At 72.8% G+C, this 19980-nt stretch carries 24 protein-coding genes; 11 read left to right on the top strand and 13 right to left on the bottom strand.

What is annotated here, in order from left to right:
* Positions 1-126: 126 nt before the first annotated feature.
* Positions 127-918: an aminoglycoside N(3)-acetyltransferase gene (locus IF06_RS0114965; RefSeq protein WP_030271701.1), complete on the bottom strand. Its 792-nt coding sequence runs from the start codon at positions 916-918 to the stop codon at positions 127-129.
* 135 nt (positions 919-1053) lie between these two features.
* On the opposite strand from IF06_RS0114965, the gene IF06_RS0114960 reads away from it, so the two are divergent.
* The gene (locus IF06_RS0114960; RefSeq protein WP_013475583.1) at positions 1054-1560 is read left to right on the top strand and encodes a SigE family RNA polymerase sigma factor; all 507 of its coding nucleotides are present in this window, start codon (positions 1054-1056) and stop codon (positions 1558-1560) included.
* Positions 1557-2042: a hypothetical protein gene (locus tag IF06_RS0114955; protein WP_030271698.1), complete on the top strand. Its 486-nt coding sequence runs from the start codon at positions 1557-1559 to the stop codon at positions 2040-2042. Before IF06_RS0114960 ends, IF06_RS0114955 begins: the two co-directional genes overlap by 4 nt.
* Before the next feature lie 144 nt (positions 2043-2186).
* On the opposite strand, the gene IF06_RS0114950 is transcribed toward IF06_RS0114955, so the two are convergent.
* Together IF06_RS0114950 and IF06_RS0114945 are read right to left on the bottom strand one after the other, a co-directional pair.
* Complete coding sequence (locus IF06_RS0114950) at positions 2187-2621, bottom strand: hypothetical protein (RefSeq protein WP_013287887.1); 435 nt, start codon at positions 2619-2621, stop codon at positions 2187-2189.
* A gap of 369 nt (positions 2622-2990) precedes the next feature.
* On the bottom strand, positions 2991-3458 hold the full coding sequence (locus IF06_RS0114945; RefSeq protein WP_013475586.1) for an SRPBCC family protein: 468 nt from the start codon (positions 3456-3458) through the stop codon (positions 2991-2993).
* Positions 3459-3616: 158 nt separating this feature from the next.
* Here IF06_RS0114945 and IF06_RS0114940 point away from each other — a divergent pair, with 158 nt between their 5' ends.
* Together IF06_RS0114940 and IF06_RS0114935 are read left to right on the top strand one after the other, a co-directional pair.
* Positions 3617-4378, top strand: coding sequence for a GNAT family N-acetyltransferase (locus IF06_RS0114940; RefSeq protein WP_030271696.1), 762 nt, complete (start codon positions 3617-3619; stop codon positions 4376-4378).
* An 80-nt stretch (positions 4379-4458) separates the two neighbouring features.
* Entirely contained in the window at positions 4459-4842 is a 384-nt protein-coding gene (locus tag IF06_RS0114935) for a hypothetical protein (protein WP_013287882.1), read from the top strand.
* A 9-nt stretch (positions 4843-4851) separates the two neighbouring features.
* Here IF06_RS0114935 and IF06_RS0114930 read toward each other — a convergent pair whose 3' ends face one another.
* A complete protein-coding gene (locus IF06_RS0114930) occupies positions 4852-5382 on the bottom strand; it encodes an SRPBCC family protein (protein ID WP_030271694.1) in 531 nt (176 codons plus the stop codon).
* 3 nt (positions 5383-5385) lie between these two features.
* A complete protein-coding gene (locus tag IF06_RS0114925) occupies positions 5386-5694 on the bottom strand; it encodes an ArsR/SmtB family transcription factor (protein WP_013475589.1) in 309 nt (102 codons plus the stop codon).
* Between the two features lie 87 nt (positions 5695-5781).
* On the opposite strand from IF06_RS0114925, the gene IF06_RS0114920 reads away from it, so the two are divergent.
* Complete coding sequence (locus IF06_RS0114920; protein ID WP_013287879.1) at positions 5782-6711, top strand: LLM class F420-dependent oxidoreductase; 930 nt, start codon at positions 5782-5784, stop codon at positions 6709-6711.
* A 192-nt stretch (positions 6712-6903) separates the two neighbouring features.
* Here IF06_RS0114920 and IF06_RS0114915 read toward each other — a convergent pair whose 3' ends face one another.
* On the bottom strand, positions 6904-7359 hold the full coding sequence (locus IF06_RS0114915; RefSeq protein WP_030271689.1) for a hypothetical protein: 456 nt from the start codon (positions 7357-7359) through the stop codon (positions 6904-6906).
* A 67-nt stretch (positions 7360-7426) separates the two neighbouring features.
* On the opposite strand from IF06_RS0114915, the gene IF06_RS0114910 reads away from it, so the two are divergent.
* Entirely contained in the window at positions 7427-8653 is a 1227-nt protein-coding gene (locus IF06_RS0114910; RefSeq protein WP_030271687.1) for an FAD-binding protein, read from the top strand.
* Between the two features lies 1 nt (position 8654).
* Here IF06_RS0114910 and IF06_RS0114905 read toward each other — a convergent pair whose 3' ends face one another.
* From IF06_RS0114905 to IF06_RS0114885, 4 genes are all read right to left on the bottom strand, one after another.
* A complete protein-coding gene (locus IF06_RS0114905; RefSeq protein ID WP_030271684.1) occupies positions 8655-9794 on the bottom strand; it encodes a site-2 protease family protein in 1140 nt (379 codons plus the stop codon).
* Between the two features lie 83 nt (positions 9795-9877).
* Positions 9878-10084: a DUF397 domain-containing protein gene (locus IF06_RS0114900; protein WP_030271682.1), complete on the bottom strand. Its 207-nt coding sequence runs from the start codon at positions 10082-10084 to the stop codon at positions 9878-9880.
* A gap of 232 nt (positions 10085-10316) precedes the next feature.
* The gene (locus IF06_RS0114890; RefSeq protein ID WP_030271680.1) at positions 10317-10517 is read right to left on the bottom strand and encodes a DUF397 domain-containing protein; all 201 of its coding nucleotides are present in this window, start codon (positions 10515-10517) and stop codon (positions 10317-10319) included.
* Positions 10510-11388 (bottom strand): helix-turn-helix domain-containing protein, encoded by an 879-nt coding sequence (locus IF06_RS0114885; RefSeq protein WP_030271678.1) that lies wholly within the window; start codon positions 11386-11388, stop codon positions 10510-10512. The genes IF06_RS0114890 and IF06_RS0114885 overlap by 8 nt, the downstream gene beginning before the upstream one ends.
* A gap of 367 nt (positions 11389-11755) precedes the next feature.
* Here IF06_RS0114885 and IF06_RS0114880 point away from each other — a divergent pair, with 367 nt between their 5' ends.
* Both IF06_RS0114880 and IF06_RS0114875 read left to right on the top strand, forming a co-directional pair.
* Entirely contained in the window at positions 11756-12070 is a 315-nt protein-coding gene (locus IF06_RS0114880; protein WP_030271676.1) for a DivIVA domain-containing protein, read from the top strand.
* On the top strand, positions 12067-12321 hold the full coding sequence (locus tag IF06_RS0114875) for a hypothetical protein (protein ID WP_030271674.1): 255 nt from the start codon (positions 12067-12069) through the stop codon (positions 12319-12321). Before IF06_RS0114880 ends, IF06_RS0114875 begins: the two co-directional genes overlap by 4 nt.
* Before the next feature lie 14 nt (positions 12322-12335).
* Here the strand turns inward: IF06_RS0114875 and IF06_RS0114870 are convergent, their stop codons facing one another.
* Positions 12336-13187, bottom strand: coding sequence for an alpha/beta hydrolase (locus IF06_RS0114870; protein WP_013287867.1), 852 nt, complete (start codon positions 13185-13187; stop codon positions 12336-12338).
* Positions 13188-13326: 139 nt separating this feature from the next.
* Between IF06_RS0114870 and IF06_RS0114865 the strand changes: the two genes are divergently transcribed.
* Positions 13327-14070, top strand: a complete 744-nt coding sequence (locus IF06_RS0114865; protein ID WP_030271671.1) for an SDR family NAD(P)-dependent oxidoreductase — start codon at positions 13327-13329, stop codon at positions 14068-14070.
* A gap of 40 nt (positions 14071-14110) precedes the next feature.
* Here the strand turns inward: IF06_RS0114865 and IF06_RS0114860 are convergent, their stop codons facing one another.
* Together IF06_RS0114860 and IF06_RS0114855 are read right to left on the bottom strand one after the other, a co-directional pair.
* Complete coding sequence (locus IF06_RS0114860; protein WP_030271669.1) at positions 14111-15001, bottom strand: L,D-transpeptidase; 891 nt, start codon at positions 14999-15001, stop codon at positions 14111-14113.
* 73 nt (positions 15002-15074) lie between these two features.
* The gene (locus IF06_RS0114855) at positions 15075-16520 is read right to left on the bottom strand and encodes an alpha-amylase (protein WP_030271667.1); all 1446 of its coding nucleotides are present in this window, start codon (positions 16518-16520) and stop codon (positions 15075-15077) included.
* 290 nt (positions 16521-16810) lie between these two features.
* Here IF06_RS0114855 and IF06_RS0114850 point away from each other — a divergent pair, with 290 nt between their 5' ends.
* Both IF06_RS0114850 and IF06_RS0114845 read left to right on the top strand, forming a co-directional pair.
* Positions 16811-18511 (top strand): hypothetical protein, encoded by a 1701-nt coding sequence (locus IF06_RS0114850; RefSeq protein WP_013287863.1) that lies wholly within the window; start codon positions 16811-16813, stop codon positions 18509-18511.
* Positions 18508-19974, top strand: a complete 1467-nt coding sequence (locus IF06_RS0114845; protein ID WP_013287862.1) for an NADH-quinone oxidoreductase subunit NuoF family protein — start codon at positions 18508-18510, stop codon at positions 19972-19974. The genes IF06_RS0114850 and IF06_RS0114845 overlap by 4 nt, the downstream gene beginning before the upstream one ends.
* The last annotated feature ends 6 nt before the right edge of the window (positions 19975-19980 follow it).

Raw genomic sequence — 19980 nt, 5'->3', positions numbered from 1 at the left:
CGGCCCGTCGTTCCCGGCGCCCTCGCTACATCGATCTTGGAGTTGTGGCACCTCACAAAGGCCGCGTGCGGGACATCCGAGGCGCCACAACTCCAAGATCGACGAAAGCCCGCCCGAGGCGGAAGGTCAGTGCGCGCGGTTCGTGGCCATCCAGGCGGTGGCGAAGTCGACCAGGGCGCGCTGGCGCATCAGCCGTGCCGTCGCGCTGGCGACCTGGCCGGTCGTCGCGCCGCCTGTCGCCTCGAAGTCGGCGCCCAGCCGGTCGAAGTCGTCCTCGTCGGTGACGACGTCTGTCCACGTGGTCCACCGGCTCGTGCCGTCCGGCAGCCGTACCGCCGAGCCCGTCACCGCCCGCGGCGGCGACGCCTGCCGCCACTCCGCGAGGTGCAGCGAGGTGTTGGAGCTGTGGTCGCAGCCGAGCAGCAGCACCTTGCCGTCGAGCCGGTACACCGCGCCGAGCGGCGAGTGCTCGCCCAGCGCGTCGTCGAGGCGGTGCCCCTCCACGACGTCGGCGGCGTGCGCGCCGAGCGCGGCGAAGGACACCTGCGGGTGGTCGCTGCGGCGGGCGCCCGGCCAGGTGCGTACCGTCTCTGCGACCGCGCCCATCCACCGGCTCGGCGTGCACGCCGGGTCGAAGCCGGGCGTCTGCGCGCGGATGACCGGCCACCACGCCTCGGGTACGGGCGGATGCCGCCACTCGGCCGGGTCCGTGTTCTCCGGGGTGTGCGTCGGCACGACGAGGGTGCCCTCCGGCCCGAGCGCCGCCAACAGCGCCCGCACCACCGCCTCGGTGCGACCGGCGACGAACCCGAGACTCCGGTACGACGAGTGCAGCAGCAGAACGTCACCCGGGACGATGCCGAGCGCGCGCAGGTCGTACGCGATCGAGCTGACGGTGTGCGGTGCGGCCTGGTCCACCCGCCGCAGTGTAGGCGGGGCCGAGCCTGGACCGGGACGGTGCCGAGGCCCGCGGAAGCCGTTTCGCCGATCCCGGGATAGCGGCGGTGCCGTCCGGCGTCTGTCACTGGTGAACGAGGAGACGAGGGTGGTGCGGTGGACGAGGACGAGCGGGCGGTGCTGGCCGAGTTCGTGGCGAGCCGTGCCCCGGCGCTGATACGGGTCGCCTACCTGCTCACCGGTGACCGCAGCAGTGCCGAGGATCTGTTCCAGTCGGCGCTGTCGAAGATCATTCCGAAGTGGCGGAGCATCCGGCACGCCGACCCGGAGGGCTACCTCCGTGCCGTCATGTACCGGGAGCAGGTGAGCTGGTGGCGGCGGTTGCGCCGTCGTCGGGAGTCCCCGGCCGGCGTGCGGGAGCCGGTGGTGGCCGACCCGGCCGGCGGTACGGATCTCCGGCTGGCGTTGCGGGCGGCGCTGTGGGAGTTGCCGCCCGCGCAGCGCACCGTCGTGGTCCTGCGCTACTACGAGGACCTGCCGGAGGCCCAGGTCGCCGAACTGCTGGGCTGCTCGGTCGGGACGGTGCGCAGCCGGACCCACCGGGCGGTCACCCGACTGCGTCAGATCCTGCCGGACAGCGAGCTTCTGGAGATGCGGCGATGAGTGATCCGTTCGAAGGTCTGCTCCGCTCCACCCTCACCGACATCGCCGAGGAGGCACCGACTGTGCAGGACTCATTGACCAGGGCGGAACGGCGCGTGCGTAACCGTCGACGCAACACGGTGGCGGCAGGTGCGGCGGGCATCCTGGCGGTGCTGGTGATCGGGGCGCCGTTCGCCTACGCCGGCCGCAGCGACGACCCGGTGATCTCGCCGCAGCCGGGCACGAGCGCCCCGCAGCCGGACCGGACCGAGCCCGTTCCGGCCCCGCCGGGCCTGGCGTCGCCCGTCCCGGTCGGCCCGGACGGCCGGCGGATGCCGGACGGCGCGGACCCGACTCGCCCGGGCGAGCCGTCGCCCGTCCCGGTAGGCCCGGAGGGCACGAGCACGCCGGACAGCGCGGTCCCGTCACCCGTCCCGCTGGGTCCGGAGGGCATGAGCCCGCCGGGCGGTGCGATGCCGTCGCCCAGCCCCATCAGGCGCTGACCGTCGTACGCCGGCACCCTCCGGGCCGGTGCGAGGGCCGGGCCCGCCCCGACCGTGGCGGGCCCGGCCCTCGGCGCGGTCAGTCCATGTGGGTACGCCCGGCCGATCCGAGCCGGGTGGAGACGGCCCTACCGACGTTCGGCGTCACTCCCACGGTGGGGCGTGCCGGTTCACGTAGTCGCGGGCGCGGGGGAGCGGATCACCCCAGTACTGGTGTGGCATGCGGGAGAAGTGCTCCCGGCAGAAGGTGGCGAGATCGTCGACGATCGCGATCCGCTCCAGGGGACGCCGTTCGAACTCCCGGTTGGCCGCGAGCAGATCCGCCTCCGGGTTCCAGCCGGCGTGGTCGAACGCCCGGTCCGCCCAGGTCGCGTACACGTGGAAGACCTGGCTCTGACCCGCGAACCGCAACCCCGCGAGACCGATCGGCCGATCCGGGTAGGTGTCCCGGCACACCCAGGCCAGGATGTGGCAGGCCCCGGCGGCGAAGAACGGCTGGTCGGCGCGTTCCCAGGCGAGTCGCTGGTCGGCCCGTTCCTGCGGTGTACGCCGGAAGACGCCCGCTGCCGTCACTGCCACAGGCGCACCCTAGCCGAGCGCAGCGCTGCCGTGCACGACGACGGACGGCACGACATGCACCTGCACGCCCGCGTCCGGGGGCGAAGATCGGGCTCGGCATGCCGGTGAGCCAGCGCGCGGCGGCCCAGGCCAGCGCCGCCGCAAGTCCGGCCTGCACGGCGAGTACGGACTTGATCCGCAACTGCTGCATCCGGTCCCGCCCGGCCGCGCGGCCGCGCTCGTTCACGCGTTCCCACGCCTCGTCGAACCGTTCCGCGTCCAGGCCGGCGCGCCGCGACGACCCCCGCCGGCCGCCGCGCCCCGCCCGCTGCCCGGTCACCGCCGGCGGCTACCCGCAAAAGCCGCCGCCATTCCCGGCCTCCGTCGTGGTCAGGCGCCCGGTTCGAGGTACGCGGCCAGGTGTGCCAGCGAGGACGCGATGCCCTCCTCGTGCACCCTCTGGTCGATGCCCGGCGGCACACCGGTGGCGGTGACCGTCACAGCGGTGCCGTCGCCTGCCGCCGCGAGGTGCCAGGTCATGGTCATGGTGCCCGCGTACGCCGGGTCGTCGGCCTGGAACACGGCCGTCTGCACCACCCGGAGCGCCGGTACGAGTTCGGCGAACCCGACGTCGACCACGTCCGTCGCGTCCGACGTCTTACCGGGGCTGCCGGCCGGGTCGAGGTAGGTGAGCACCATCCGGAACCCGCCGCCCGGCCGTGGATCCCAGCGCTCGATCCGCCCGCGCATCCCGTCCGGCGGCAACCACGCCTCCAGGGCGGCCCGGTCGACGAGCGCGTCGTACACCGCCGCCGGTGGCGCGGCGATCGTCCTGCTGCCCCGATCGATCCTGCTCACCCCCCAACCCTAGGCCCGCACCCTCCCGCCCGCGGGTGCTCCTCGTCGATCTTGGAGTTGTGGTCGTGAACGAATGCGGCTGAGACGGGCGATTCAGGCGCCATAAGTCCAAGATCGGCGGGGAGCGGGAGCGGGGCGCGCCCGGTACGCTGCCGCGAATGCCGGTACGACAACACCTCCACGACTCGCTGCTGCTCGGTGACGACGACACCCCGCTGGCCCGGATGCGGCTGCGGGACGACGACGGCACGGCGGTCGCGGCCGACGTCCGGCCGCTGCCCGAGGCGCCGCTCACCCGGCTCGTCGCGCAGGTGCGGCGCGACCTGGCCGGGCACCGGCTGGAGACGCCGGACGAGGCGCTGGCGGCGGCACTGGTGGCCGACGGGCTGAGGCTGGACCGGGCCGCCACCGACATGCGGCACGACCTGACCGGCGTACCCGAACCGGTGGCGCTGCCGGACGGCTGGTCGCTCGGCGCCCCCGGCTGGGACGACGACCTCGCCGCGGGGCTGGACGCGGCGTACTGCCCGGACCACCCGGACGGCCGCTGGCAGCCGAGCGACACCGAAGAGGTACGGGCGATGTTCGACACCGGCGAGCCGGTGCCACCCCTGGTGCCCGCCTCGGCCCGGCTGATCGACCCGGACGGCCGCAGCGCCGGGCACGTGCTGTGCGCCGGGCCGGTGCCGTGGACCGACGACGACTGCGTCTGGATCCTCAACCTGGGTGTGGCGCCCCGCGCACAGCGGCGCGGGTTCGGCCGGGCGCTGCTCGTGCACGCGTTGCGCGGCGCGCGGGAGGTCGGGCTGCCGTCAGTCGGCCTGTCGGTGGTCGACGGCAACCCGGCCCGCCGCATGTACGACGCGGCCGGCTTCCGCGTCCTCACCCGGGTGCTCACGGTCCGCATCCCCGACGCGTAGCCCACTCGATGCGTCCCGAGGTGGCGAATCGAGTACGCGTGCTCATTCGCCCGGCCCGCCGGCCGGGCAGGATCGAATGCGTGACAACGAGACGTACGCTGCTCGGCGGTCTGCTCCTGGCACTGGCCACGGCCGGCGCCTGGGTGGCCTGGCTGAGCTGGGAGTCCGGCTGGACCGTGGACCCGCAGACCGGCGACATGAGCGGGCCGTACGCGGTCTGGCAGGTCGCCGCCGCGGTGCTGACCCTGGGCGCGCTGGCCGCGGTAGGCGGCTGGTGGCTGAACATCTGGCTGGTGGCAACGGTGATGACAGTGGCGTTCACCGTCCCGTGGGCGGTGCACGCCGCCTCGACCGACGACACCGGCCTGTGGGCGGTCGGGGCGGCGCTCGTGGCGATCGGCACGACCATCGGGACGACGCTGGTCGGCGGCGCCGCCGGGTGGCTGCGCCGCCGGACCGCGTGACGACCGTCGTCAGCCGCGGTTCAGGCGTTCGGCGTACGCGTCGCGCAGCTCCGCCCAGCCGAAGTCCTTCGCCTCCGCGCCCCGGATCGGGCCGACCGGGTCGCCGTCGAGCAGATGGGCGGCGACGTCCAGGCAGAGGTGCCAGCCGGCAGCAGTCATCGGGGCGAGGTCGGGCCGGCCGACCCGGTGCCGCAGCGTGAGCGTGGTGCCGTCGCCGGTCGGGGCCAGCTCCCAGCGGAGCAGGTCGTCGCCCCAGGTGTACTCCAGCAGGTGCGGCCGGTCCGCGCGCAGCACCCGGGCCGGCGCCGGGTGGGCCTGCTCGCCGTCGACGGTGCTGAGCACGGCGTCACCGGTGCGGCCCAGGTCGCGGTCGGCCAGGAACGGCGCCCACGCGGCGAGCTGATCCGGGTCGGTGAGCGCGGCCCACACCGTCTCCGGCGGGTGCCGCAGGGCGCGGACGAAGACCAGGTCCCACCTGTCGTTCGCGGGTTCCAGATCCACCCGGGCGAGCGGGCCGGGACGGAACGTGTCGCGGTCCATCTGTCACTCCTGACTGTCGAGATGGCGTTCCAGGGCGTCGAGATGCGCGGTCCACATCGACCGGTACGGCCCGAGCCAGTCGTCGACTGCGCGTAGCGGCGCCACGTCGACCCGGTAGATCCGCCGCTGCGCCGCCGTACGGCAGGTGACCAGGCCGGCATCGCGAAGCACCCGCAGGTGCTTGGAGACCGCCGGCTGGCTCATGCCCAGCGCGTCCACCAGCTCGCCGACACTGCTCTCCGCGCGGCGCAGCCGGTCCAGGATGCGGCGCCGGGAAGGCTCGGCCAGGACGGTGAAGGCGTCGACGGTCACCCTTGCAATATGCCTCATTGGTTATATGCCTGGCAAGGAATGACAGGTCGCGCCGCCCCGGCCCGGCGGGCTCCATATGCTCGGGGGATGGAACTGCGGATCTTCACCGAGCCCCAGCAGGGGGCCACATACGACCAGCTCCTCGCCGTGGCCCGCCGCGCGGAGGAGACCGGCTTCGCCGCGTTCTTCCGCTCCGACCACTACCTGAAGATGGGTTCGGTGAGCGGCGACCCCGGCCCGACCGACGCGTGGACCACGCTCGCCGGGCTGGCCCGCGACACCACCCGGATCCGGCTCGGCACGCTCATGACCGCCGCCACGTTCCGGCTGCCGGGCCCGCTGGCGATCACCGTGGCGCAGGTCGACCAGATGAGCGGCGGCCGGGTCGAGCTGGGCATCGGCACCGGCTGGTACGCCGAGGAGCACTCCGCGTACGGCATCCCGTTCCCGTCGCTGGGGGAGCGGTTCGACCGGCTGGAGGAACAGCTCGCCGTCATCACCGGGCTCTGGTCCACCCCGGCGGGCTCCACGTTCGACTTCCCCGGCACGTACTACCCGGTCAGCGACTCGCCCGCGCTGCCCAAGCCGGTGCAGCGCCCCCGCCCGCCGATCCTGCTCGGCGGCATGGGCCCGAAGCGCACACCCCGCCTGGCCGCCCGGTACGCCGACGAGTTCAACCTGCCGTTCGCCTCGGTCGAGGACACCGTCGCGCAGTTCGGGCGGGTACGCGACGCGTGCGCCCAGATCGACCGCGACCCGTCCACGATGACCTGGTCCAACGCGCTCGTGCTCTGCTGCGGCCGCAACGAGGCCGAGGTGAAGCGCCGCGCCGAGGCGATCGGGCGCGACCCGGCCGAGCTGCGCGCCAACGGCGCCGCCGGCACGCCCGCCGAGGTGGTCGACACGCTCGGCCGGTACGCCGAGGCGGGCAGCTCGCGCGCCTACCTCCAGGTGCTTGACCTGACCGACCTGGACCACCTGGAGCTGGTAGCCGCCGAGGTGATGCCCCAGCTCTGACCCGGGCTCGCCCGCCCCTTTGCGGCCCGGCCCCGCCGCCCCGGCCGTCCCCGTCGATCTTGGAGTTGTGGCACCTGACAAGCCTCGCTTGAGCGACAATCCGGGCGCCACAACTCCAAGATCGACGAGCCGGGGCGGGCCGAGCCGGTCGGGGCGGGGCGGGGCGGGGCGTGAGGGTGGGCGGCGGACGGGTCAGCTGGCTGTGGCGCGGCGGACGGTGTCGAGGCGGCCGTCGCGGTCGCTGTCCAGGTACGTCACGTCGGGCACACCGTCGCCGTCCAGGTCGACCTGCACCACGTCGGCCACGCCGTCGCCGTCCAGGTCGGTCACCACCTCGACGGAACCGTCCAGGTGCCGGGTCACGATCGACCGGCCGGACGCCTGGCGTGGCGGCGGCCCCGGATGAGGCACCGGGTCCGGCTCGGGCTCCGGCGTGGGCCCCGGCACCGGCGCGGTCGCGGCAGGCCCCATCCCCACAGCGGCAGGCGTCACCCCCACGGCGGCAGGCGGCATCCCCGCAGCGGCGGGCGCCACCCCCACAGCGGCGGGCGGCATCTCCGCAGCGTCGGGGTCCACGCCGGTCGGGTCGATCTCCTCCTCCGACGGGTACACGTCGCCGCGGAGGCTCGGGTCGCGGTAGCTGCTCATCCCGCCAGGATTCCCGCCGAGTGGCCGGGGCAACCCTGCCGCCGCATGATGGCGGATGATGCAGCGCATGACGGACACCAACTGGGCCGGAAACGTCAGCTGGTCGGCGCGTACCCGATCGCGGCCGACCTCGACCGACGACCTGCGTCGGCTGGTCGCGGAGGCCGACCTGGTCCGGGCCGTCGGCACCGGCCACTCGTTCAACCGGCTCGGCGACACCACCGGCATCCAGGTCGCGCTGGACGGCCTGCCGCCCACCGTCGCGCTCGACCCCGACCGCGGCGCGGTCACCGTCGCGGCCGGCCTGCGCTACGGCGACCTGGCCACCGCGCTCCAGGCTCAGGGGTACGCGCTGGCGAATCTCGCCTCGCTGCCGCACATCTCGGTGGCCGGCTCGGTCGCCACCGCCACCCACGGTTCAGGCGCGCGGAACCGCAACCTCGCCGCCGCCGTCGCCGCGCTGGAACTGGTCACCGCCGACGGCGACCTGATCACCGTGGACCGCGGTGACCCGCGGTTCGCCGGGCTGGTGGTCAACCTGGGCGCGCTGGGCGTTGTCACCCGGCTCACGCTCGACGTGGTGCCCACGTACGCGGTGCGCCAGCACGTCCGTCTCGGCCTGCCCCGCGCGGCGCTGGACGAGGCGCTGGACGCCGCGTACAGCGTCAGTGTCTTCACCTCGTGGCGCTCGGAGCGCTTCGACCAGGTGTGGGTCAAGCAGTACGCCGACCAGGCCCCGCCCCCCGCCGACTGGCTGGACACGGTGGCCGCCGACTCGCCCCGGCACCCGGTGCCCGGCATGTCACCGGAGCACTGCACCGCGCAGCTCGGTGAGCCGGGGCCGTGGCACGAGCGGCTGCCGCACTTCCGGCTCGGCTTCACCCCGAGCAGCGGCGACGAGTTGCAGTCGGAGTGGCACGTGGCCCGGTCCGACGCGTCGGCGGCGCTCGCCGCGCTCGACCCGGTCGCCGACCGGATCGCCGCCGTGCTCCAGATCTGCGAGCTGCGGACGATCGCCGCCGACGAGCTGTGGCTCAGCCCGAACTTCCGGCGCGACTCGCTGGCGCTGCACTTCACCTGGATCGGTGACCCGGTGGCTGTCGCGCCGGTGCTGGCCGAGGTGGAGGAGCGGCTGGCCCCGTTCGCGCCGCGCCCGCACTGGGGCAAGCTGTTCGAGCGCGATCCCGCCGCCGCGTACCCCCGGCACGCCGACTTCGCCGCGCTGCTGCGCGAGTTCGACCCGAAGGGGAAGTTCCGCACCGCCGAGATGGACCGCTACTTCCCCCGGGACTGAGTTACCGCCCGGCCGGCACCTGCTGGCGGAGGCTGCCACGCTGGACCGCCCGGCTGATGTCGCTGGGCGAGACGATGCCGACGAGCTGGTCGTCGACCACCACGAGCGCCCGGCCGTCGGAGCACTCGTTGAGCCGGGGGAGCAGGTCGGTGAGCTGTTCGTCCGGGCGGGCGAGCACCAGTTCGTCGGCCCGGCAGGACACCTCGGCCAGCGTGGTCGAGGCGCGGCGGTCCGCCGCGATGCCGCGTACCCGATCGAGCGTGACCAGACCGACCGGCCTGCCGTCGACGGTGAGCGGCAGCGCCGAGTGCCGGTACGCGAAGAGGTAGTGGTCGACGAAGTCGGCCACTGTGAGGTCGCCGGACGCGGTCTGCGGCTGCGGCGTCATCACGTCGCCCACCCGGATGCCGCGCAGCGCGTCGCCCATCCGTGCGGCGCGTTCCTCCTGGCCGGCGGCGCCGAGCAGGAACCAGCCGATCAGCGCCAGCCACAGCCCGCCGAACCCGGCGCCGGTGAAGAACCGCCACAGCCCGAGCCCGATCAGCACGACGCCGAGCACCCAGCCCGCGCGGGCCGCCACCACGGACGCCTTGGTCCGGTCGCCGGTGAACTTCCAGACCGCCGCGCGCAGCAGCCGCCCGCCGTCCAGCGGGGCGGCCGGCAGCACGTTGAAGATCGCCAGCAGCACGTTGATGCCCGCCAGCCAGGCCAGCGCGCCGAGCAGCAGCCCGTGCCCGCCCGCGGCGGCGACCGCTACCGCGATCGCCGCGAAGAACACGCCGATGATCAGGCTGACCAGCGGCCCGACCCCGGCGATCCGCAGCTCGGCGCCCGGGTCCTTCGCCTCGCCCTTCAGCTCGGCGACGCCGCCGAACAGCCACAGCGTGATGCCCTCGACCTCGATGCCGTTGCGCTTGGCGACCACGGCGTGCGCCACCTCGTGGGCGAGCAGGCCGAGGAAGAAGACCACGGCGGCGGCCAGACCGGCCGCGAAGTAGGCGACGGGGGAGTGACCGGGGTACGAGGATGGGAACAGGCTCGCCGACAGCGCCCACGCGATCAGCACGAAGATGACCAGGACACTCCAGTTGACGCCGACCGGTACGCCCGCGATCCGGCCCAGACGGAAACTCGCCCTCATGTTCCCGTCATACCCGGCGGACCCACCCGCACACCAGGGCCGGGTGGCATCTCACAGGGCACCAGGGCAGAGCCCTCAGGGCGTCAGCGGCGGAAGGACCGCTGTTTGACGCTCGCGATGAAGGTCGACCAGGCTGCCCGGTCGAAGGCGAGGGCCGGACCGGCGGGGTCCTTGCTGTCGCGTAGCCCGACCACGCCGGGCAGGCCGTCGGCGACTTCGACGCAGTTTCCAGAGCCGTTGCTGCGGGTGCTCTTGCGCCAGGTCACCGCCGCCTGGTTGACCTCTTCCACCCGCGCGTCCTCTCACAGCTCGTCGATCGCCCCCAGGATGAGGCTACCCGCGCGGGTCTCGACGTAGACGACCCCCGGATCGGCCGGCTCGGGAAGGTCAGCACGCTTAAGGTGCTGCCCATCGACCCGCACTCGTCCGCGCCGAAGATCAGGATCTGGATGGTGCGGCCGGGCCGGTCCGCATCGTCCGGCAGCACGTCGTCGTACGCCTGCCACCAGCCGAGACGGCCGGTCACTGGCCGAGCGTCTCGTTCTTGACGGCCCGGATGAAGGCGGTCCAACTGCTAGGCGGGAAGGCGAGGGCCGAGCCGGCGGGTTCCTTGCTGTCACGTAGCCCCACGACGCCGGGCAGGCCGTCGGCGACCTCGACACAGTTGCCACCGTTGTTGCTGCGACTCGACTTGCGCCAGACTGCGCCGGTCAGGTCAGGCACGGGAGTACTCCTCTGCGACTTGCTGGATCAGACTCTTCGATCGGGACTCGGTGAGGGCGCGGCTCGTCATGTCGGCCCAGATGGTGTCGTAGGCGGCAATCTCGTGCGGCTTGTCGAGGTAGATGGCGCCGGTCGCTGCCTCCAGGTAAGCCACCGGTGGTTCCAGCTCCTTGCCGTTGCTGTCCTTCGGGAAGTCCAAGATCGAGAAGGCTCCCGCCATGGCCCCGGCATGCAGCCCGGCGGAAAATTCCACAACTTGGACGGTCACGTTGGGTAGCTCTGCTGCCTTCAGGATCTGGTGAAGCTGTTCGGCCATGATCGTGGCGCTGCCGACTCGTCGACGCAACACGGCCTCGTTGATTATCACGCTGAGTTGCGGCGCGGAGAACCGGGTGAGAAGCGCCTGCCGCTCGACGCGCAGTTGGACCGCCCGCTGACGCTCGCTGCTGTCCTTCGCGTCGATCGAGCCGCCAGGCGTTCGGAAGACCTCCTCGGCGTAGGCGCGTGTTTGGAGCAAGCCGGGAACCAGTTCGGCCTCGTACTGCCGGATGGTGGATGCGGCAGCTTCGAGCCCGATGTAGAGCTGGAACCAGCGCGGTAGGCCCGAGCCGACATAGTCGTGCCACCAGTTCTTGTTCTCTCTGGTGGCTGCCGTCAGGGCAAGCAGCAGCTCACGGTCGTCGGCGGATGCGCCATAGAGGTCGAGCATCTGTTGTACGTCTGCCTGCCGGAAGCGGACGTGCTCGGCACCGTTCTCGATCCGATGCAGCGTCGCCCGCGCTCGGTCCAGACGTTCCGCAGCCTGCTCCATCGTCAGTCCTGCGGACTTGCGCAGTGACTCGAACTTGCGGCCGATCTGCCGCCGCAACATCGTCGAGCCGGTGACTCCTTGTGACACGCACTGCCTCCGACTGCGGTTGTTCCTCAACAAGTGGACGTCCAATTGAAGCGCCGTCCTGTCTCGCAATCAATAGACACGTCACAGCGAGTATCTTTCTTTGGGTAGGTCGCTATCGCCAAGCTGCTATTGCAATGTTGCAATTGCGCTTGTCCAGTGCTTCACTGCCTCTGCGGCCACTGTGGAGTTCTCGCTGCTCAGTGGCCATGTGAGCCCTGCTGACGTACTGCTGGTCGAAGGCTGCGGTGGCAGGTGCCGGGGTGGGTCCGCCGGTGCGGGGCGGGTCGGCGGATCCACCCCTTCCACGGTTCGATCTCGACGGTGAGAGGCAGGTCCTGCCATGCGCGTCTTCCTCCGGCGTGTCCGGCGTCGCCGGCGGTCGGTCCTCGGATCGACCTGCTATCGCTCGTCGGCCTACCACCCGCTGCGCCCCTGGCAGGTGCGCGAGCGGAGCTTCCGGACGACCCCGCTGGGCCGGCGCGGGCTCGACCCGCAGGAGGTGCGGGAGTTCCTCGACCGCGTCGCCGGTGACCTGGCCGCCGTCTACGACGCGCTGGCGCAGAGCCGCCGGGAGACGGACCGGATCAAGAACGCGCTGCGCCGCTGGCAGTCGGAGCAGGCCCAGGCCCGCAACGAACGGGGGTACGACAGGTGACCGAGCGCTGGGTGATCCATCTGCCGGTCGTCGTCAACGACCTGCTCTCCGCTCAGCGGCTGGCGAGGGTGGTGGCGTACTGGACCCACGTTCTGCCGCAGACCGAGCCGGGCGGCACCACTGTCTCGGCGGAGGACGACCAGAACGTCCGCCACTGGGTGTTCTGCGACCGGTTGCTGCCCGGCGGGCAGCGGTGTCTGCTCCGGCCCGGACACGACGGTGAGTGCTCCCGGCGGTTCCGGCCGCGATGAGCGACCGCCGGGGGTCAGCGCCGTCGAGGGGCCTCGGCGACCACCGTCGGGGAGAACTCGTTCGCCGCCTCCACCGCCCACTCCAGCGCGAAGTCCGCCTCCTCCTCCCAGCCCGGTTCGCCGCCGACGAAGTGCGACCGGCCGGGGAACTCCCGGTAGCCGGTGAGCGCCGTCGAACTCCGGTAGAGGTTGGAGATGCTGGTGGCAAGCGACGCGGGCACCACGTGGTCCTCGCCGCCCGCGGTGATCAGCAGCGGGGCGCGGTCGCTGCGCTTCTTGTCGATCTCGGTGGCCGAGTTCGGATCCAGGTTGGCGAACGCCGCCTCGAACAGCACGTGTCCGGCGCCCGGTACGGCGTACCGCTCCCAGGCCGCGTCGGACTGCTCCTGGCTGATGGTGTTGCCGAAGGCGTACCGGAAGTCCTCCGGTGTGAACGGCACCGCGCGGTGCCGGTTGGCCGGGTTGTGCAGGATGGAGTACCCGGAGCGCAGCGTGCTGGGCGGCAGCTTGAGCACGCCCCGTACCGGCGCGGGGTGCACGGCGACCACCGCGGCGCCGAGGCGGCGGTCCGCCAGCAACTGGGCGATCAGGCCGCCGAACGAGTGGCCCATGATGATCGGCGGGCGCGGCAGGTCCCTGATGATCGCCTCGTAGTGGTCGGCGATGTCGGCGATGCGCTGCGCGGCGATCGGCGCCGGGTCGGCCCGCAGCTCCTCCACCTCGCGGTCCATGCCGGGCCAGGCGGGCGTGAGCACCTGGAAGCCGCGCGCGGCGTACCGCTGCGCCCAGTGCTCCCAGCTCCGCGAGGTCATCCAGAGCCCGTGGATGAGCACGATCGTGTCGACCCGTCCCGTCGGTGCGCTCATGTCTAGTCTCCCCGTTTCGCCGCTGGACGGCCCGCGCGTACCCGGACTGGGTGCCGGCAATCCTGTCTGATCGAACGGACAGGGAACGGACGGGTGGCCCGGATGATCAGCGTCCTGAGTCGACTGTCAGGATGACGGCATGACGGTCAGACTTGCCGACAGGGTTGCCCTGGTGACGGGCGGGAGCCGGGGTATCGGCGCCGCCGTCGCGCGCCGGCTGGCCGAGGACGGCATCCACGTCGCGTTCACCTACCGCACCGCGGAGGACAGCGCGAAGTCCGTGGTGAGCCAGATCGAGGCGTACGGCCGGACCGGGCTGGCGATCAATGCGGACAGTACCGACGCGACGGCCGTGGTCGGCGCCGTGGAGCGGACCGTCGCCGAGTTGGGGCGGTTGGACATCCTGGTCAACAACGCCGGGGTGTTCGCGGGTGGGCCGATCGAGTCGGTCAGCCTCGAGGCCCTGGACCGGGCGATCGCGGTGAACGTGCGCGGGGTCTACCTCGTCACCCAGGCGGCGGTACGCCACATGGGTGTGGGTGGGCGGATCGTCAACATCGGCAGCAGCTTCGCCAGCCGTGTCCCGGCACCCGGGGTGAGCGCGTACGCGATGACCAAGAGCGCCGTGAACGGGCTGACCCGGGCGCTCGCCCGCGAGCTCGGTCCGCGTGGGATCACCGTCAACCTGATCCTGCCCGGCTCGACCGACACCGACATGAACCCGGCGGACAGCGCGGGCGCGGACGGGCAGCGGTCGCACATCGCCCTCGGCCGGTACGCGGATCCGGACGACGTGGCGGCGACTGTCAGTCACCTGGTGGGCGCCGGCGGACGGCACATCACCGGCGCGTCGATCGCGGTCGACGGCGGCGCGACGGCCTGAGCGGATCCGGGCCGACGGCCGGCTGCTGGGCCGAGCCCGGTCAGGGCAGGCGGTCGACCACCACGAAGGCGGTGCCCGGCTCGACCTCGGTCAGCAGCAGGCGCTGGGCGCTGCGGGTCAGCCGGATGCAGCCGTTCGTGACGTTCTTGCCGAGCGTGTCGTCGTTGTACCAGCTGTGCAGGCCGATGTGGGCCCCGCGCAACCCGGTCGGCACCGCGTCCGGGTCGTCGGGGATCGCACCGAGGGCGAAGATGTCGACGCCGCCGTAGACGGCCTCCGGGGGCGGGGTGCGGCCCAGCACGAACGTACGGCCCAGCGGGGTGAGCTGCCCGGACATGCCGAGGCTGACCGGCCAGGTGCGCATCGCGCGCCCGTCCCGGCTCCAGGTGAGGCGGTGGGTGCGCCGCTCCACCACGATCTGGTCGCGCAGCACCACAGTGGTCCAGCCGCCGGACGGCAGCCAGGCGATGGTGCGGTTCGCCGACGGCAGCAGCACCGCCGTCCAGCCGGAGCGGCGGTCGACGATCGGCACGGTGAGCCGTACGCCGCTGATGGTCGGCGCGAGGAACGCCAGCGGACGGCCGCCCGGTGCGTCGTAGGCGGCCACGTTCCGGTTCGGGCGCAGCCCTTCGCTCAGCGGGCGGGTGTCGGCCGGGTCCGGGTCGGGCGGGAAGCCGCGCGGCGCCGGGTCGTAGGTGACCACCGGCAGGTCGTCCGGTGCCGGCGCGGCGGGCGGCACCGACTCCACCGGCGACGGGCTCGGCGCGGCGGTCGTGGCCGGTGGCGCGGCGGCGGGTGGCGCCGCCTGGCGCGCGGGCGCGGCGGTGAGCGCGCGGCCGACCAGCAGCGCGGTGACGAGCAGCAGCGGTACGGCGAGCGCGGCGATCAGCCAGCCGGGAGGCCGGCGCGTGGCGAACCGGTCGAAAAGCACGAAACCGACTGTAACCGACCGGAAGCCCCCGTACCCGGTACTGCGGGTACGGGGGCTTCGCGGCCCGGGTGGCTCAGCTGAGCTTCGCGCCGATGTGGATGGCGATTCCGTCGTGCGCGGCGATGTTCGCGGCGAACCAGCCGGACGAGTCCACGGTGATCACCGGGCCGCTGCACGAGCCGTTGCTGAACGTGCCGTGGATGACGTCGCAGTAGCGGCCCGCCGGCAGCCCGGTGTAGTACGACCGGCCGTTCACCGCGCTGTCCTCGTCGTTGATCGTCAGGTAGCCCTTGCCGGTACGGCTGAACGCGATGTGCTGGTAGCCGTTGTCGTACCAGTTGGAGACCCCGGCGCCCTCGGTGGCGTTGCGGAAGCCGACCATGTTGGCGATGACCGGCCAGCGGTGCTCGCACTCCCAGCCCGAGTAGCAGGTGACGTTGGTGATCCGGTTGCTGCCGTCGGCGGGCGGGCCCTGGTCCCGGCCGCTGTAGGTGAAGCTCGACATCACCGCCGGGGTGCCGTACGGCCAGGCGAGCATGAACGCGTTGGCGAGCGCGTACGTGCCGCGGTTGCGGTAGGTGAGCACGCCACCCTCGCGCTGGGTGTCGTGGTTGTCGGTGAAGACCACCGCCTTCGCGCTCGACAGGTAGCCCCAGGACTCGCCGAAGTTCCGCAGGTACGCGAGCCGCTCGTTGTTGAACATCCGGGCCAGGTCCTTGCCGTACCGGAACTCGTGCACGTCGCCGTTGCCGGTGTACTCGGTCGGCTGGATCGGCTCACCGGCGCCGTAGATGACCTCCTGCACCAGGTACGCGCTGCGGTTCAGCTTGGCCTTGATCGCCGCGATGTCGGCGGCCGGCATGTGCTTGCTGCCGTCCAGGCGGAAACCGTCGACGCCGAGCGAGAGCAGGTCGTTGAGGTACGCGGCCAGCCGGCCACGCACGTACTCCGACTCGGTCTTGAGGTCGGCGAGGTTGACCAGCTCGCAGTTCTGCACCTCGTACCGGTCGTTGTAGTTGGCGATGTCGTTGTTGCCGTTGCGGCCGCAGTAGTGGAAGTCCTGCGCCGAGTAGACGCCCGGGTAGTTGTAGTGGCCGTACGACGAGCCGGCCCAGCCGGTGCCGCCGTTGTCCTGCCCGGACATGTGGTTGACCACGGCGTCGACGATCACCTTGACGCCCGCGGCGTGACACGTGTTCACCATGGACTGGAACTGCGCGCGGGTGCCCTTGCGGGACTCGATCCGGTAGCTGACCGGCTGGTACGACACCCACCACGGGCTGCTGTTGACGTGCTCCTGCGGCGGGGACACCTGCACGTAGCCGTAGCCCTTCGGGCCCAGCGTGCTGGTGCACTCGGCGGCAACCGAGGTCCAGTTCCACTCGAAGAGCTGGACGATGACCTTCTTGGCGCCGGGGGTGGCGGCGGCGGCCGGGGGTGCCGCCGCGGTGAGGGGGACGAGCAGACTCGCGGCCAGACCCAGGGCGAGCGCGGCGGCGCGGCATCGGCGTCGATGCATCAGGACTCCTGCGGGGTGCGGGGATGCGGGGGAGTGGAGCCTGTATCAGTGCTGGCTTCTTGCAACCAGCCTGAAATTTTGCGGCAAGGTTACGAGCCTGTTGCAAAGTCTGTCAACGCATGGGCATCCGTCGTTGCGTCAGGCGCTACACGCGCGTCCGGTCCGGACGGTTCGAGAATCCGGCCGAGAAATTCGCCACCGGAGGTGATCCGTCCGAGCCGTCCCTCCGTACCTGAGGTGGGAGCAGGGTCGGCCGGTGGGGGCGCCGCCGCGAGACGATCGAGGAGCAGATGGCCCGGGCACAGCAGAACGAGAAGGCGACGACCGTCCGGACCACCACCACCAGTCGTGGTGCCCGGACGATGTCGAAGTCCGCGATGGTGGCGCTGACCGCCTCCGCGCTCGGCCTCGCGTGGGCCGGGGTGGAGCTGGCCGGCGCCGGCGGCGTCATGTACTCGTACGGATTCTTCTTCACCGAGTTCTTCGCCGGGGTGGTCGCCCTGGTCTCGCTCAGCATCACCGTGATGCTGGGCCTGCTCGCCACCGACCGCCTGGTGCTGCTCATCCGGCACCGCGTGCTGCTCCAGTCGGCGCACCGCGCCACCGGCGTGCTCGGCGTGGCCGGGCTGGTCTTCCACGTCATCACCAAGGTCGCGATCGGCCGGGCCGGGCCGACCGACGCGGTGGTGCCGTTCATCAGCGGCAGCGGCCTCTACATCGGGCTCGGCACCGTCGCCGCGCTGCTGATGGTGGGCGTGCTCTGGACCGGCCTGATCCGGGTCCGGTTCGCCGGCGTCGGCCCGAAGTGGTTCTGGCGCGGACTGCACTCGATGGCGTACGTGTCCTGGCCGTTCGCGCTCGTGCACGGCCTCAACGCCGGCCGGCCCGCCGCCGGCTGGGTGGTGCTGAGCTACCTCGCCTGCGTGGTGCTGGTGGTGATGGCGCTGCTGGTCCGCGTCTCGGTCCACCTCGGCAAGCGCAGCCGCGAGCAGCACCAGGCCGTCGCGCTCAACAAGGCGATGGCCGGCAAGGGCGAGGAGCGTACCGGCGTGTTCGCCGCGCTCACCCGGAAGAAGGCCGCGGACAAGGAGGACAGCGGCACCGGCCGGGGCCGCTGGGCCGAGGCGACAGCCACCTGGACCGCACCGGCGGGCACCGCCCGGCGGCGCGACCCGGAGCGGTTCGCCGTACCCGTGGTGCCGGAACCCGGGTCGCTGCGCGAGCCGGTCCGCGCGGCAGCCGCCCGGCGGCGCGACGCCGAACCGGACGCGCCTGCCCGGCGCGCCCGCACCCAGGAGGCGCCCGCCCGCCGCCGCGACGAGGAGCGCGAGCCCGTCGTCCGCGCCCGCGACGAGGAGGCGGCGCCGGCCCGCCGGACCGACGGCGAGCGGCCCCGCCGCCGTCGCCGCGACGACGAGGAGCGCGTGACCCGCCGGTCCCGGAACGAGGAGCGGGTGAGCCGCCGGTCCCGGGACGACGAGGATCTGGTCGCCAGGTACTCGGCTCCGCCGGAGAGCGGCGGCCGGCACTCGGCGCCGCCGGACACCGGCGGCCGCCACTCCGCACCCCCGGACAGCAGCCGGTACGCCACCGCGGCCGAGGTTGCCCGCTACTCCGCGCCGCCGCGCGCGACCGACGAGCCGGAGGAGCCGTGGGACAGCCCGCGCCGCTGGGAGAGCCGCCCGATCTCCGGTGAGCCGATCTCGGCCGGCCCGATCTCCGGCACCCCGCTCTCGGCCGAACCGCTCAGCGGGTCCGGCCGCCGCTACCGCGACGAGGAGGACGTGCCGGAGGAGCCGGACTACTGGCGCCCGCCGGCCCGCTACGCCGCCGACGAGGCGTTCGTGGACGACACCCCGACGCTCGTCGACCTCGCCTCCCGCCGGGCGATGCGCGCGGGCAAGGAGAGCCGGTCCGGCCGTCGCAAGCGGGCCGACGCGGACGCGGTCGACGGCGCGTACTGGGCCGGGCTGCGAGGTGAGGCCCGGTGACGCGCACGACGGTCCCGCCGGTCGCCTGTGTCGGCGAGCCCCGCCTGACCGCCGGGTTCGCCGAGTTCGGCCGGCTCGACCTGCTGGCCCACGAGGAGGTGCACGGCCCGATCGGCCCGATGGAACCGGCGGCGCTGCTGCGACTCGCCGAGGCGATCGACCTCAAGGGCAAGGGCGGCGCGGGCTTCCCGTTCGCCCGCAAGCTGCGCGCCGTGCTGGAGTCCTGCGAGCGGCAGGACCTCGGCGCCGTGGTGGTGGTCAACGCCACCGAGGGGGAGCCGGCCAGCTGGAAGGACAAGGTGCTGCTCACCCGCGCCCCGCACCTCATCCTGGACGGCGCCGCGCTCGCCGCGTTCGCGCTCGACGCCGAGGAGATCGTGATCGGGGTGGCCGACGACGACGTGGGCCGGCCCTCGCTGACCGAGGCGTTGCAGGAACGGCGGATGCCGGTGCCGACCACCATCGTCACGGTGCCGCACCGGTTCATCTCCGGTGAGGGCGGCGCGCTGGTCAACGGCATCAACGGCCTGCCGCACATCCCGCCCGGCACGAAGAAGCGCTCCAGCGACTCCGGCGTCGGCGGTCTGCCCACGCTGCTGTCGAACGCCGAGACGTATTCCCAGCTCGCCGTCGCCGCCCGGATCGGCCCGTACGAGTACGCCGCGCTCGGCACCGACGACGAGCCGGGCACCGTGCTGCTCACAGTCACCGGGTCGGCGAAGCGCCCCGCCGTGGTGGAGTGCGCCGCGGGCACACCGCTGCGGGAGATCCTCGACCTGTGCGAGGTGCCGCCCGGCCCGGGCATCCTGATGGGCGGCTACCACGGCAAGTGGATCACCGCGGCGGCCGCCGAGCGGGCCGAGGTGTCCCGCAAAGGGCTCACCGCAGTGGGCGGCACGCTCGGCGCCGGCATCATCGTGCCGCTCGGCGCCGACACCTGCCCGCTCGGCGAGGCCGCCCAGGTGGTGCGCTACCTCGCGGGCGAGTCCGCCGGGCAGTGCGGCCCGTGCAAGATGGGCCTGCCCGACCTGGCCCGCTCGGTCGACCTCGCGGTCTCCGGCAGCGCACCGGTCGAACTGGTCCGGGCCGCCGCCGGCGACGTCAAGGGACGCGGCGCGTGCAGCCACCCGGACGGCACCGCCCGGTTCGCGCTGTCCGCCATGGAGGTGTTCGCCGACGACCTGCGGCTGCACGCCACCGGCGAGGGCTGCGGCAAACGCGTCAAGGGCATGATGGGCCTGCCCGGCGCGCCGGACGCCAACCCGCAGAAGCTCACCCTGGACTGGTCGCGCTGCGACGGCCACGGGCTGTGTGCGCACGTCGTACCGGACTTCATCCGGCTCGACGGCAACGGCTACCCGGCGTTCCCGCCCACCCCGGTGCCGACGTGGCTGCGCGAGGGCGCGCTCAAGGCGGTCAAGGTCTGTCCCGAACTCGCGCTCCGCCTGGTCCGGGCCGAGTAGAACCAG

Origin of the sequence: Micromonospora globosa, assembly GCF_000717585.1 — a bacterium.
Taxonomy (GTDB): domain Bacteria; phylum Actinomycetota; class Actinomycetes; order Mycobacteriales; family Micromonosporaceae; genus Micromonospora; species Micromonospora aurantiaca.
This window is presented reverse-complemented; position numbering and strand designations above follow the sequence as displayed.